Below are 13,070 nucleotides of genomic sequence, written 5' to 3'. Positions count from 1 at the left end.
CTTATTTCTCCTGTGGGCGCCAAACTTGGCCGATAGCGAGTTTTTGAATCTTCTTATGTCTGCCGTACCAAAGGTTGACAAGGCCACGCGAGAAGAAGACAGCCGAGAACATTGAAGTCAGAATACCTAAGCAGTGAACTACTGCGAATCCTTTGATAGGGCCTGAGCCAAAAGCTAATAGGGCTAAACCAGCAATCAAGGTGGTTACGTTCGAGTCCAGAATGGTTGCCCAGGCTTTATCGAAGCCTACAGAGATGGCCGTTTGTGGAGAAGCACCATTGCGTAACTCTTCTCGAATACGTTCATTAATCAATACGTTAGAGTCAATCGCCATACCGAGGGCCAATGCCATCGCCGCGATACCTGGCAATGTGAGTGTGGCTTGTAGCATCGATAACACCGAGATAAGCAAAAGTAAATTCACTGCCAATGCCACAACGGAGAAGGTGCCAAACAAGAGATAGTAAGACATCATAAAAATAGCAATTGCACCAAAACCAATTAAGAGAGACTTAAAGCCCTTCTCAATGTTTTCTGCGCCCAAGCTTGGTCCGATGGTGCGTTCTTCAATAATTTCCATTGGGGCCGCCAATGAGCCGGCACGCAACAGGAGGGCTAAGTCGTTAGCGCTCTCGGTTGTAGGTTGACCAGTGATCTGGAACTTGGAACCAAATTCACTTTGAATGGTAGCAATCGTGAGTACTTCACCTTTGCCTTTTTCAAACAAGATCATGCCCATTGGTTTGCCAATGTTTTCACGAGTCACTTCTTGCATCACGCGACCACCAGCAGCATCTAAGGAGATGTTGACGGCAGGGCGTTGATTTTGATCAAAGCCTGCGCTTGCATCAGTAATGCGATCACCACTAAAGATCACTGATTTTTTGAATACACCCAAACGGTTTTCACCGAAGCGGAAAGTATCCATACCTGGAGGAGGAGTTTCGCCGAGAGCGATGGTGGATACGACTGGATCAGCTAAGCGTGATTCGAGTGTGGCTGTACGGCCAATAATGTCTTTAGCACGCGCTGTATCTTGTACGCCTGGTAGTTGCACCACAATACGCTCAGCACCTTGTTGCTGAATGACGGGCTCTTTAACCGCGAGTTCATTCACACGTTTATTCAATGTGATGATGTTTTGCTTAACGGCGTTATCTTGAATTTCTTTTAATGCGGTAGGCTTAAATTCACCAATAACTTTTGGTGATAGCCCGGTAGGCTTGACCTGCCAAATTAATTCCGGTTGCGCTGTCATTAATATAGAGCGAGCCGCCTCAGCATCAGCAGTGCTACCAAAGCTGATAGAAATGAAGTCAGCACCACGCTCGATGCCTTGATGACGAATATTTTTGTCGCGTAATTGACTGCGAATATCCGTTGCTAAAGAAGTAACCTTCTTCTGAACGGCGCCTTTCATGTCTACCTGTAGAAGGAAGTACACGCCACCACGTAAGTCAAGTCCTAAAGGCATTGGCAATGCATTGATTGCATTAAGCCATCCTGGTGTATTGGATAGTAAATTTAATGCAACGGTGTAGTTAGGATCATTTTGATCATTATTCAATTTTTGTTGCAAGAGATCGCGTGCACGCAATTGAATATCGGTGTTATTAAAGCGAACCTTGATTGAGCCTACATTGCCGGCGACTTCAAAGAAGATGCCGGTGTTGCCAATATTCGCTTCAGTCAGGATTTTTTCAACTCGAGCCTGTGTTGCCAAATCAACCTTGATGGTTGGTTTGGCAGACGAGACTTGAACCGCTGGAGCCTCACCATAGAAATTGGGTAATGAATATAGTCCGCCAATCAGTAATGCAATGGCGATAACTAGATATTTCCAGAGAGGGTAGCGATTCATATTGAGATACTTTTAAACAAACAAATTAAGCGGATGCATTAAGCAGACTTCAGCGTGCCTTTTGGCAATACTGTAGTGATGGCACCTTTTTGCATTTGCACTTCAGTACCAGCAGAAATTTCAACAGTCACTACTTGGTCCTTGAGCGCTGTTACTTTGCCCATAATGCCGCCAACAGTAACTACTTCATCGCCAACGCCTAATGACTCAAGCATTGCCTTAGTTTCTTTTTGACGCTTCATTTGTGGGCGAATCATGATGAAGTACAAAACTGCAAACATCAAAATCAAAGGGAGGAAGCTCATCAAGCCACCGGAATCTGCGCCCGCTGCAGGAGCTTGGGCAAAAGCGTTACTAATCCACATACAAAACCTCCATTAATTACCAATTAAAAACTGCTGAGTTTTTCGACCTTTAAATCTGAGGCCGTAACCCGCAATTCTAAACTGTGTGGGGCTTTGGAGGTGATTTGAAGGGGGTTGAGCCCCCTGTAGGGCTATTAGTCCTGTCCAGGCTCTACGCCGCGCTGGCGATTACTGTGAAATTCCTCACGATAGGCGCTAAAGCGGTCCTTGCTGAGTGCCTCGCGGACCTCAGTCATAAGTTGCAGGTAGTAGGACAGGTTGTGGATGGTATTGAGTTGGGACCCCAGGATCTCATTCGCCTTTTGGAGGTGATTTAAGTAGGATCTAGTGAAGTTTTGGCAGGTATAGCAGGCACAGGTTGGGTCTACAGGGCGATCATCGTCCTTGTACCCAGAATTACGTAGTTTTAGGTCTCCAAAACGGGTGAAAAGCCAGCCATTACGAGCGTTGCGGGTAGGCATCACGCAATCGAACATATCAATGCCCAAGCTGACACCCAAAATCAGGTCTTCTGGAGTGCCCACGCCCATTAAATAGTGAGGCATATGTTCTGGCAGTTTGGGAGCGGTGAAATTGAGAATGCGCTCAAACTCAGGTTTTGGCTCACCAACTGAGAGTCCACCAATTGCAATTCCATCAAACCCTTGCTGGCTAACGGCGTCCAGAGAAAATTCACGCAGATTCTCAAACATGCCGCCTTGGACAATGCCAAAGAGACCGTTGCCAGTCTCTAGTTCGCGAAAGCGTTTGAGCGAGCGGTCACCCCAACGAAGTGACATTTCTAGTGAGGCACGTGCAGTTTTTTCAGAAGTAGGTTGACCCTTAATCTCATAAGGAGTGCATTCATCAAACTGCATAGCGATATCGCTATTTAGCACCGCTTGAATTTCCATCGATACTTCTGGGGACATAAATAATTTGTCACCATTAATCGGTGAAGCAAAAGTCACGCCCTCTTCAGAAATCTTGCGTAATGCACCCAAGCTAAATACCTGAAAGCCGCCGGAGTCAGTCAGGATTGGTTTGTCCCATCCCATGAAGCGATGAAGGCCGTCATGTTTTTTGATGACATCTAACCCCGGTCTCAACCAAAGGTGAAAAGTATTTCCCAAAATGATTTGTGCTTTAGCTTCATTCAAATCGCGAGGCGTCATGGCCTTTACCGTGCCGTACGTACCAACAGGCATGAAGATCGGCGTTTGCACGCTACCATGCGGAAGATCAAGCTGACCAAGTCGCGCTGGGCTCTGGGAGTCGCGCGCCAAGATATTGAAGTGAACTGGTTTGGTCATATTTTTGTATTCTCGAGTCGGCAAAGAAACATCGCATCTCCATAGCTAAAGAAACGATACTTCTGTGAAATGGCATGTTGATAGGCGGCGCGAATGTTATCCACTCCCGCTAAAGCACTAACTAACATTAATAAAGTAGATTTTGGCAGATGAAAGTTAGTTAGCAAACAATCCACTGTTTTAAATTGATAGCCCGGGGTAATAAAGAGATTGGTTTCCCCACTGGTTTGCCCACTTGCTGATTGACTCTCAAGGGCTCTAAGGCTAGTGGTGCCTACAGCGATCACTCGGCCACCATTGCTCTTGGTTGTCTCAATTGCCTCTAAAGTTTCCTTTGGAATGGAGTACCACTCATAGTGCATCTTGTGTTTTGAGAGATCTTCTTCGCGCACCGGAGTAAAGGTTCCCGCACCAACATGCAATGTAACGGTTGCTTGATTGACTCCCAAATCTTTGATCTTTTGCAAAATCGCTTCATCAAAATGTAGGCCCGCTGTTGGGGCTGCAACTGCGCCTGGGTTTTTAGCTACTACCGTTTGATAGCGTTGCGCATCCTCACCATCTGGTTGATGTTCGATGTAAGGGGGCAGAGGGAGCTCACCAAAGCGCTCAAGTAAAGAGAAGACATTCTCAGGAAAGCGGACTTCATAGAAGCGCCCGTCATATCCAATCATCTCTACTGGAAATGTTTCGCCTGCTTTATTGTGAATATGAACAATGCTGCCAGTCTTTGGCACCTTAGAAGCTCTAATTTGTACCCAAGCTTGCATTTCACCGCTAATGCGTTCAATCAGGAGTTCAACATTGCCACCAGTCTCCTTTTTACCGTGTAATCGAGCCGGAATGACCTTGGTGTCATTGAAGACTAATAAGTCCCCAGGCTGAACAAGGCTAAGAATGTCCTTAAACTGTCGATCTACCAATTGAACGTGATTTGGCCCATCAGCCCTGACCTCTAAGAGGCGGCTATCGGTTCTATTCGCCAAGGGATGTTGGGCGATTAGCTCGGCAGGAAGTTCGTAATTGAAGTCGGAAAGTTGCATAGCATTACCATCAGGTATTAGATTTTAACGATGACTACTAAACAAGCGCCAAGCACACTCCAAAAAATGGGTTTAGACAGCCCTATGGCCCTTGCTTTGCACTTGCCATCCCGTTATGAGGATGAGACAGAGTTACTCACCATTGAAGAAGCCATTGCCCAGGGTAGGTTCGCCTCAGCCCAGACCCAGGGTGTCGTGATTCGCAACCAAGTCTTATTTCGACCAAGAAGGCAGATGATTGTCACTATTGAGGATGAGACCGAGACTCTGAATCTGCGCTTTCTCAATTTCTATCCCAGCCAGCAAAAACAGATGGCGGTCGGCGTTCATGTTCGAGTGCGTGGCGAGGCGCGAGATGGTTTCCAAGGCTCGGAGATGGTTCATCCGAATGTACGCGCGGTAGCTCCAGATGCGCCGTTACCAAATAGCCTTACTCCAGTCTATCCAGCAAGCGTTGGCGTTTCACAGACCGTTATTCGTAAAGCAGTTACACAAGCTTTGCGTGACCCCAGTTTGCAAGAGAGCTTGGCAGAGTTCTTGCCTAAAGAACTGATGGCAGAGCTATTGCCCAGTAATGATTGGCCCAGTTTGCAATCTGCAATTACCTATTTGCATCAGCCTCCCGCTGACGCCAATACCCAATCATTGTTAGAGCGTACGCATCCCGCCTGGCGCAGGGTGCAGTTTGAAGAGTTGCTGGCTCAGCAAATTTCTTTAAAGCGAGCGCATGCGATTCGTCGCGAACGAAATGCGCCAAGCTTTGCAAAAGTTCAGGATGCAGGTAAAGATAAAACTAGAGAGCAATCTTTTGAAGAGGGCTTGCTGAAAGTATTGCCTTTTAAATTAACGAATGCGCAAGATCGCGTTTGGTCGGAAATTAGCAAGGATCTCTCTAAGTCTTTTCCTATGAATCGCCTACTCCAAGGCGATGTCGGTAGTGGTAAGACGGTAGTCGCTGCCTTGGCTGCAGCGCGGGTCATGGATCACGGCTATCAAGCTGCCATCATGGCGCCTACAGAGATTTTGGCTGAGCAACATTATCTAAAGATGAAGGAATGGTTTGAGCCCTTAGGAGTAAAAATCGCTTGGTTATCAGGTAGTCTAAAAGCTAAAGAGAAACGATTGGCGCAAGAGGTGATTGAGAATGGGCAAGCTCAACTCATTATTGGTACGCATGCACTCATTCAAGAAAGTGTGAGCTTTGCCAAACTTGGCTTAGCAGTCATTGATGAGCAACATCGCTTTGGGGTAAGGCAACGTTTAGAGATTCAGCAACGTGTTGGATCAGAGCTGTTTTACTGTCATCAGTTAATGATGTCTGCCACTCCCATACCTAGAACATTAGCAATGACGTATTACGCCGACCTGGATGTTTCTGTTATTGATGAATTACCTCCTGGCCGCAAACCGATTGCCACCAAAGTCGTCAAAGCTAGTCGCCGTGATGAAGTGATCGGTGGTTTGCAAAGTTGGTTATCAAAAGGACTTCAGGCCTACTGGGTCTGCCCACTCATCGAAGAGTCTGAAGCGCTGCAATTACAAACAGCAACAGAAAGTTTTGAACAGCTGACTCAAGCTTTGCCTGACTTTAAGGTGGGCTTGGTGCATGGCAGATTAAAAGCAGAAGAAAAGGCGGCAGTGATGGCTGCCTTCAAAGCAAATGAAATTCAACTACTGGTCGCCACTACGGTGATTGAGGTGGGGGTTGATGTGCCTAACGCCGCATTAATGGTCATTGAGCATGCGGAGCGTTTTGGTTATGCCCAGATTCATCAATTACGCGGGCGCGTTGGTAGGGGGTCCGCAGATTCAGTCTGCATCTTGATGTATGCAGAGCCGCTTTCAATGGCTGCCAAAGAGCGCTTGCAAACTTTGCGCGAGACCTCAGATGGATTTGTGATTGCCGAACGTGATTTATCGCTACGTGGCCCCGGCGAGTTGCTCGGCGCCAAGCAGTCAGGCGATGCCATGTTGCGCTTTGTAGACCTCCAACGCGACGCCTGGTTAATTGAGCTTGCGCAGCAGGCGGCTGGCCGATTACTTGCCGAGCACGCAGATCTGGTAGAGCGCCACCTAGAGCGCTGGCTTGGATCTCGTGCGGAGTTTCTAAAAGCTTGATAATTACTTCATGAGCTTAAAAGAGCGTTTCATTTCTTATGGGTATTTAATTAGGTTAGACAAACCTATTGGCACGCTATTGCTGTTGTGGCCTACGCTCTGGGCTCTCTGGTTGGCCAGTAGCGGTACTCCTGATTTATCTATCTTGTTGATCTTTACTCTAGGCACGTTTCTCATGCGTAGCGCAGGTTGTGCCATTAACGACTACGCCGATCGTGACTTTGATCGTCATGTCAAAAGAACCCAAGGACGTCCTGTTACAAGTGGAAAAATTTCTGGGAAAGAGGCGGTGGCTGTAGCAGGTGTGCTAGCCTTCATTGCTTTTTTACTGATCCAGCCCCTAAATACATTTACAAAGCAGCTGTCAGTTCTTGCGCTACTGGTTGCCTTTATTTATCCCTTCACCAAGCGCTTCTTTGCGATGCCCCAGGCGGTCTTGGGAATAGCTTTTGGCTTTGGTATCCCAATGGCGTATGCAGCGATTCTGGATTTCATTCCGCTAGAGGCTTGGATCTTGTTTGTGGGGAATATTTTCTGGACTATTGCTTATGACACAGCCTATGCCATGGTCGATCGCGACGATGATTTGCGTCTGGGTTTAAGAACTTCAGCCATCACTTTTGGTCGCTACGATGTTATCGCCATTGCTATGAGCTATGGAGTGCTATTTATCAGCCAAGTGTGGGTAGCGCAATTAGCCAACCTTAGTAATTATTTTTTACTAGGCTGGTTCGCAGCCTTAGCTTGTGCAATCTATCACCTAAAACTAGTTTCTACTCGCAATAGAGAAGATTGTTTTAAGGCATTCCGCCATAACAACTGGCTTGGTGGATTTTTATTTCTCGGAATTGTGCTGGGTTTGGCTATTAACTAGCTCTGACCCAACTCGTCACCCATAGCTTTGCCACGTTGACTTGCTGCATCAATTGCTTTTTCCAAAATCTCGTGCCAGCCTTGTTGCTTCATCACATCTAAGGCTGCTGCAGTGGTGCCACCCTTAGAGGTAACTCTCTCGCGCAAAACACCGGCATGCTCATCAGAGTTATGAGCCAACTGTGTAGCGCCCTCAAGGGTTGCATAGGCTAGTTTGCGTGCAGTTGCTGTATCAAGGCCGAGCTTCTCGCCAGCAGATTGCATCGCTTCAAGAAATGCAAAAACATAGGCAGGGCCACTTCCAGATACGGCGGTGACTGCATCCATCAGTTTTTCTTCAGACACCCATACTGCTTGACCTACTGCATTGCAAATGGTTTCGGCTAAAGCACGATCAGCTTGATCAACTGCTGTATCTGCAAAGAGTCCAGTGATACCTTTGCCAATTAAAGCAGGGGTATTAGGCATGGCGCGAACACAGCGTGTGTGATCCAGCCAACGACTCATGTCTTTTAAGCGAATGCCCGCAGCGATACTAAGGATCAGTGGGCCAGGTGTGCTTGCATGTTTCAGTTTTACAGCCAACCCCTTTGCAACAACATTAAAGTCCTGGGGCTTGATTGCCATAACAACGACATTATTTTTAGAGAAGTCAAAAGCAATTTGCTCTAAAGCGCCAATACCCTGAACGCCATAGTCTTCATGCAACTTTAAAGCCGTTACGGCGTTCGCTTCAACAACGGAAATTTGATTTGGCTCAAATCCGTTCGCAAGGAGGCCGCTAATCAAGGCGCGCCCCATATTGCCACCACCAATAAATGTGATGTGGGCGTTGCTATTGTTTTGTGCAGTTTTATTTGTGCTCATTTGTTAATCTTATCGCGCTTCCCAAAAATGGCTGTGCCAACACGAACCATCGTACTTCCCTCTAGGACTGCCGCTTCTAAATCATCGGACATGCCCATAGAGAGGGTGTCAAAAAACTGGTATCCCAGTTCACCAGCGTGGGCTGCCTGAATCTGCGTAAAACAATCGCGCACAGCGGCAAACGCTTGACGTTGCTGCTCTATGTTTGGACTGGGCGCAGGAATGGCCATCAAGCCCCTGAGAACTAAATTAGGTAGCGAGGTGATGGCATTACAAAGTGCTTCAACTTCCGCCAGTGAGACACCACTTTTACTGTCTTCTTCGCTTACATTGATTTGTGCGCAAACTTGTAATGGGGCTAGATCAGGAAATTCGCCGCGTTGGGCAGAAAGGCGCTCTGCGATTTTGAGACGATCAACACTATGAACCCAGTCAAAATGCTCCGCAACCTCTCGGGTTTTATTGCTCTGTAGTGGCCCAATGAAATGCCATACCAACCAAGGGCGTAATTTGGCAAGCTTCTGGATTTTTTCAACAGCCTCTTGGACATAGTTTTCTCCAAAGGCAGATTGACCAGCATGCATGGCTTCTTCTACTGCTGAAGCCGAAAAGGTTTTGCTGACGGCTAAGAGTTCAATTTCTTCAGGCTCACGTTTTGCTGCTAGAGCGGCAAGTTCAATCCGCTCCCTAACTTGCATCAAATTAACAACAATCGAATTCATGAGGCCTTAGAAGATTTAGTAACCAACTGATCGACGATCTCGATCCAATGCAGTACCGGAGTATCGTCTTGCTGGAGATGGGTAATGCAGCCAATATTTCCGGAAACAATCACCTCTGCTCCAGACTCTTCGCATGCAGCATTGAGATGGGTGAGTTTGTTTTTACGTAGCTGTTCAGAAAGTTCTGGCTGGGTTACGGAGTAGGTGCCTGCAGATCCACAGCAAAGATGGCTATCCGCACATAAACGCACACCAATACCAATACTTGAAAGTAGTCCCTCAACCTTGCCACGGATTTGTTGGCCGTGTTGCAAGGTGCAGGGTGGGTGATACACCACGCCAGATTTGGGATCGGTGCCTACCAGTTGCACAAGCTCATTTTGTAACGCAGGAAGAATCTCAGAAATATCCTTAGTTAAATCAGAGATCTTTTTAGCTTTGGCAGCGTAAGTAGGATCATTTGCAAACAGATGTCCATAGTCTTTCACCATCACACCACAACCGGATGCTGTCATCACAATCGCTTCTACGCCACTCTCTACTAAAGGCCACCAAGCATCAATATTTTGCTTGGCATTATCGAGACCGCCAGTTTGATCATTGAGGTGATAGCGCAAAGCTCCACAGCAAGTCGCGCTGGGCGCGCTAATCAATTGGATCTTCAGTGCATTCAGTACACGTGCTGTTGCTGAATTGATATTTGGCAACATTCCTGGCTGAACGCAGCCTTCTAGCAAAACCATTTTGCGCTGATGTGTAGTTGCAGGTCTTGCGTATGGATCGGTTGAGTTCGCCAATGCCTTATTGAGGGTCAATGGGATCTTGCGTTTAATACCGCTAGGCATTAATGGGCGTACCAAGCGACCCAAGGTCATTGCAGTATTGAATAAAGCTGGATTGGTTAAACCTTCTTTTAGGGCCCAACGAGTTAAGCGTTGAGCAATGGGACGCTCAGGTGTATTTTCTTCTGCCCATTTACGGCCAATATCAATCAGGTTGCCGTATTGCACGCCACTTGGGCAGGTGCTTTCGCAATTGCGACAGGTTAAGCAGCGATCCAAATGCAGACGTGTCTTTTCTGTTGGTACTTGGCCCTCAGCGATTTGCTTGATGAGATAAATACGTCCGCGTGGACCATCTAATTCATCGCCAAGGATTTGATAGGTTGGACAAGTGGCGGTACAAAATCCGCAGTGAACGCATTTGCCCAGAATATGGGCTGCCTCGATACCTTCCGGTGTGTTGGCAAATTGAGGGGCGAGTTGAGTTTGCATAGAAATACTTATGGAAGACGTTTAGTGGCAAATACGCCAGCAGGATCAAAGGCGGATCTCAAGCGTTCTTGTACGGCTTCAAGAGCTTTGGAATGAGCTTGCTCTGTGAGTAAGGTAAAGCGCTGATAGGAAGGGTCTACGTTTGCGCCCTGTCTAAAGCGAGTTGCATGACCACCATGAGAATTGGCAATGGCTTTGATGGCTGCAAAGGTAGCTTCATCACCCGGTGCCTTTATCCAGCGTTGCTGTCCATGCCACTCAAGAATAATTTCATCATTAGCGCCAGAAATTGCAATTGGTCCACAAGCTGCAGGCAATGCTAGACGATACAAAGTTTGATCTGCGCCAAGATTGCCAAAAGCAGAAAGTTTTTGCTCGCGCAAATTATTCCAAAAGTCTTCGGCAACTTGTTCATTGAGTTCAGTCGCATTAACCAAAGAACTCATGAGTGGAATCGCCGCTTTAACAGCCGCTGCTGCGCCCGCAAGACGGAAGGTGAGCTCTCCATCCCCGCCTTTAGTCGACCCAATCCAACAGCTAGCAGAAAGTGGCAGTGGCTGGCCCGCCCATTCATTTAATGCTTTTAGTACTTTCTCTTGAGAGAGTTGGCAGCGTAAGGTTGCAGTTGCAGCATGCTTTGGTAATACTTTTACTGAGGCCTCTAATAGGAGGGATAGCGTGCCCAAGGAGCCTGGTAGTAAGCGGGAAACATCATAGCCAGCAACGTTCTTCATGACCTTCCCACCAAAGGAAAGATCCTGTCCCTTGCCATCCAGGATGCGAGCACCCAATACGAAGTCGCGGAAATTACCAACGGTGATACGGCCAGGGCCGGCTAGACCAGCGGCAATGGCACCACCAAAGGTTGCATTTTCACCAAAGTGTGGAGGCTCAAACGCAAGCACCTGATTTTTTTCTTTGAGGGCTGCTTCAATTTCTTTTAGTGGTGTACCTGCACAAGCAGTAATCACTAGCTCTTCTGGTTGGTATTCCAAAATGCCCGAGTAAGAGCGAGTATCAAGCTTGGCATAGTTATTGGGATTGCCGTACCAGGACTTTGTACCCCCGCCTTCAATGGAGAGAGAGGTTTTATTCTTTGCTGCATTCAGAATTTGTTCACGAAATGCGTCAACTTGTAGATTGGAGTGACTCATTAGAAGCGCTCCAATTCTGGATGGGGTAGCTGACCACCGCTAATGCGCATACGGCCATATTCAGCGCAGCGGTTGAGTGTTGGAATCGCTTTATCTGGGTTGAGTAGTTTCTCTGGATCGAAAGCGCTCTTCACGCCCCAGAAAGATTCACGCTCCCCTTCACCAAACTGTACGCACATTGAATTAATCTTTTCAATACCAACGCCGTGTTCACCAGTGATGGTGCCGCCAAGCTCAACGCAAGCTTCTAAAATTTCAGTACCGAATTCTTCTGCGCGATGCCACTCTTCCTGATCGGCGCCGTTAAACAAAATCAGAGGATGCATGTTGCCGTCACCAGCATGAAAAACGTTTAAGCAACCAAGCCCATATTTCTCTTCCATGCCTTGGATACGCTTGAGTAAGGTGGCGATATGACGGCGGGGGATGGTGCCGTCCATGCAGTAGTAATCAGGGGCTAAGCGGCCTGCCGCTGGGAATGCATTCTTACGACCGCTCCAAAATTTCAAGCGCTCACTTTCATCTTTAGAGATCTGAATGCCACTCGCGCCTGCTTGTTCGAGTACTTTAGTCATGCGCTCAATTTCTTCAGCAACTTCTTCTGGAGTGCCATCGGATTCGCATAACAAAATAGCTGCCGCTTCCAAGTCATAGCCTGCGTGGACAAATTCCTCAACAGCGCGAGTGGTGGCTTTATCCATCATTTCCAAGCCAGCAGGAATAATGCCGGCAGCAATGATGGCAGCTACTGCGTTACCACCTTTTTCGATGTCATCAAAACTTGCCATGATCACGCGAGCCAACTTTGGTTTGGCAACTAATTTAACTGTTACTTCAGTCACAACCGCGAGCATACCTTCGCTGCCCATCATGATTGCTAGCAAATCAAGGCCGGGTGCATCTGGGGCTAAGCCGCCAAATTCTACGATCTCACCATTCATTAGTATTCCGCGGACGCGCAGAACGTTATGCAAGGTGAGGCCATATTTGAGACAGTGCACACCGCCGGAGTTTTCATTCACGTTGCCGCCAATAGAGCAGGCAATTTGCGAAGAAGGGTCTGGTGCGTAATACAAACCAAGATGTGCAACCGCTTCAGAAATGGCAAGATTGCGAACACCAGGCTGAACAACTGCAGTGCGAGTAAATGGATCAATGCTGATAATTTTCTTAAGCTTGGCTAATGACAGCACCAATCCTTGTGAAAGGGGCATTGCTCCGCCCGAGAGACCAGTTCCAGATCCACGAGGCACAACAGGAATTTGCATTGCATAGCAAATCTTCAAAATCTGGGCTACTTGCTCCTCAGTTTCTGGCAAAGCTACTGCCAAAGGCATTCTTCTATAGGCGGCCAGACCATCACATTCATAAGGAATAGTGTCTTCTGGTTCCCATAGAAGGGCATGTTCCGGAAGGATTGGGCGCAAAGCCGAAACCAATTTGGACTGAAGGGCGCTAATAGCGGCTAATTCGGGGGGTGGGGTCACCATATTCATAAGAA

Annotated in this window: 11 protein-coding genes; 2 read left to right on the top strand and 9 right to left on the bottom strand. The window is 47.5% G+C overall.

The genetic code is table 11. The features are described from left to right. Position 1: 1 nt before the first annotated feature. From secD to queA, 4 genes are all read right to left on the bottom strand, one after another. On the bottom strand, positions 2-1,861 hold the full coding sequence (gene secD, locus ICN23_RS02900) for a protein translocase subunit SecD (RefSeq protein WP_216230838.1): 1,860 nt from the start codon (positions 1,859-1,861) through the stop codon (positions 2-4). A 38-nt stretch (positions 1,862-1,899) separates the two neighbouring features. Beyond that, on the bottom strand, positions 1,900-2,226 hold the full coding sequence (gene yajC, locus ICN23_RS02895; protein ID WP_068320905.1) for a preprotein translocase subunit YajC: 327 nt from the start codon (positions 2,224-2,226) through the stop codon (positions 1,900-1,902). Between the two features lie 134 nt (positions 2,227-2,360). Continuing rightward, entirely contained in the window at positions 2,361-3,518 is a 1,158-nt protein-coding gene (gene tgt / locus ICN23_RS02890) for a tRNA guanosine(34) transglycosylase Tgt (protein ID WP_216230837.1), read from the bottom strand. Continuing rightward, positions 3,515-4,561, bottom strand: coding sequence for a tRNA preQ1(34) S-adenosylmethionine ribosyltransferase-isomerase QueA (queA, locus tag ICN23_RS02885; RefSeq protein ID WP_216230836.1), 1,047 nt, complete (start codon positions 4,559-4,561; stop codon positions 3,515-3,517). The genes tgt and queA overlap by 4 nt, the downstream gene beginning before the upstream one ends. A gap of 30 nt (positions 4,562-4,591) precedes the next feature. Here queA and recG point away from each other — a divergent pair, with 30 nt between their 5' ends. Further along, positions 4,592-6,679, top strand: a complete 2,088-nt coding sequence (gene recG / locus ICN23_RS02880; protein ID WP_216230835.1) for an ATP-dependent DNA helicase RecG — start codon at positions 4,592-4,594, stop codon at positions 6,677-6,679. A gap of 10 nt (positions 6,680-6,689) precedes the next feature. Continuing rightward, the gene (ubiA, locus tag ICN23_RS02875; RefSeq protein WP_216230834.1) at positions 6,690-7,553 is read left to right on the top strand and encodes a 4-hydroxybenzoate octaprenyltransferase; all 864 of its coding nucleotides are present in this window, start codon (positions 6,690-6,692) and stop codon (positions 7,551-7,553) included. On the opposite strand, the gene proC is transcribed toward ubiA, so the two are convergent. Genes proC through ICN23_RS02850 form a run of 5 tightly spaced genes read right to left on the bottom strand, consistent with a single transcriptional unit; the run spans position 7,550 to position 13,059 of the window. Continuing rightward, on the bottom strand, positions 7,550-8,419 hold the full coding sequence (gene proC, locus ICN23_RS02870) for a pyrroline-5-carboxylate reductase (RefSeq protein ID WP_216230833.1): 870 nt from the start codon (positions 8,417-8,419) through the stop codon (positions 7,550-7,552). The two genes, ubiA and proC, sit on opposite strands and share 4 nt — an antisense overlap. Further along, positions 8,416-9,141 (bottom strand): YggS family pyridoxal phosphate-dependent enzyme, encoded by a 726-nt coding sequence (locus ICN23_RS02865; protein WP_216230832.1) that lies wholly within the window; start codon positions 9,139-9,141, stop codon positions 8,416-8,418. The genes proC and ICN23_RS02865 overlap by 4 nt, the downstream gene beginning before the upstream one ends. Beyond that, positions 9,138-10,415 (bottom strand): glycolate oxidase subunit GlcF, encoded by a 1,278-nt coding sequence (gene glcF, locus ICN23_RS02860; RefSeq protein WP_216230831.1) that lies wholly within the window; start codon positions 10,413-10,415, stop codon positions 9,138-9,140. Before glcF ends, ICN23_RS02865 begins: the two co-directional genes overlap by 4 nt. 8 nt (positions 10,416-10,423) lie before the next feature. Further along, the gene (glcE, locus tag ICN23_RS02855) at positions 10,424-11,569 is read right to left on the bottom strand and encodes a glycolate oxidase subunit GlcE (protein ID WP_216230830.1); all 1,146 of its coding nucleotides are present in this window, start codon (positions 11,567-11,569) and stop codon (positions 10,424-10,426) included. Beyond that, positions 11,569-13,059: an FAD-linked oxidase C-terminal domain-containing protein gene (locus ICN23_RS02850; RefSeq protein ID WP_216231887.1), complete on the bottom strand. Its 1,491-nt coding sequence runs from the start codon at positions 13,057-13,059 to the stop codon at positions 11,569-11,571. The genes glcE and ICN23_RS02850 overlap by 1 nt, the downstream gene beginning before the upstream one ends. Between the last annotated feature and the right edge of the window lie 11 nt (positions 13,060-13,070).

The sequence above is a fragment of the Polynucleobacter sp. MWH-Jannik1A5 genome (assembly GCF_018881795.1).
Classification (GTDB): domain Bacteria; phylum Pseudomonadota; class Gammaproteobacteria; order Burkholderiales; family Burkholderiaceae; genus Polynucleobacter.
This window is presented reverse-complemented; position numbering and strand designations above follow the sequence as displayed.

Excerpts from the sequence above, each read along its gene's own strand:
- secD (WP_216230838.1), bottom strand. The coding sequence starts at position 1,861 with ATGAATCGCTACCCTCTCTGGAAATATCTAGTTATCGCCATTGCATTA.
- yajC (WP_068320905.1), bottom strand. The coding sequence starts at position 2,226 with ATGTGGATTAGTAACGCTTTTGCCCAAGCTCCTGCAGCGGGCGCAGAT.
- tgt (WP_216230837.1), bottom strand. The coding sequence starts at position 3,518 with ATGACCAAACCAGTTCACTTCAATATCTTGGCGCGCGACTCCCAGAGC.
- queA (WP_216230836.1), bottom strand. The coding sequence starts at position 4,561 with ATGCAACTTTCCGACTTCAATTACGAACTTCCTGCCGAGCTAATCGCC.
- recG (WP_216230835.1), top strand. The coding sequence starts at position 4,592 with ATGACTACTAAACAAGCGCCAAGCACACTCCAAAAAATGGGTTTAGAC.
- ubiA (WP_216230834.1), top strand. The coding sequence starts at position 6,690 with ATGAGCTTAAAAGAGCGTTTCATTTCTTATGGGTATTTAATTAGGTTA.
- proC (WP_216230833.1), bottom strand. The coding sequence starts at position 8,419 with ATGAGCACAAATAAAACTGCACAAAACAATAGCAACGCCCACATCACA.
- ICN23_RS02865 (WP_216230832.1), bottom strand. The coding sequence starts at position 9,141 with ATGAATTCGATTGTTGTTAATTTGATGCAAGTTAGGGAGCGGATTGAA.
- glcF (WP_216230831.1), bottom strand. The coding sequence starts at position 10,415 with ATGCAAACTCAACTCGCCCCTCAATTTGCCAACACACCGGAAGGTATC.
- glcE (WP_216230830.1), bottom strand. The coding sequence starts at position 11,569 with ATGAGTCACTCCAATCTACAAGTTGACGCATTTCGTGAACAAATTCTG.
- ICN23_RS02850 (WP_216231887.1), bottom strand. The coding sequence starts at position 13,059 with ATGGTGACCCCACCCCCCGAATTAGCCGCTATTAGCGCCCTTCAGTCC.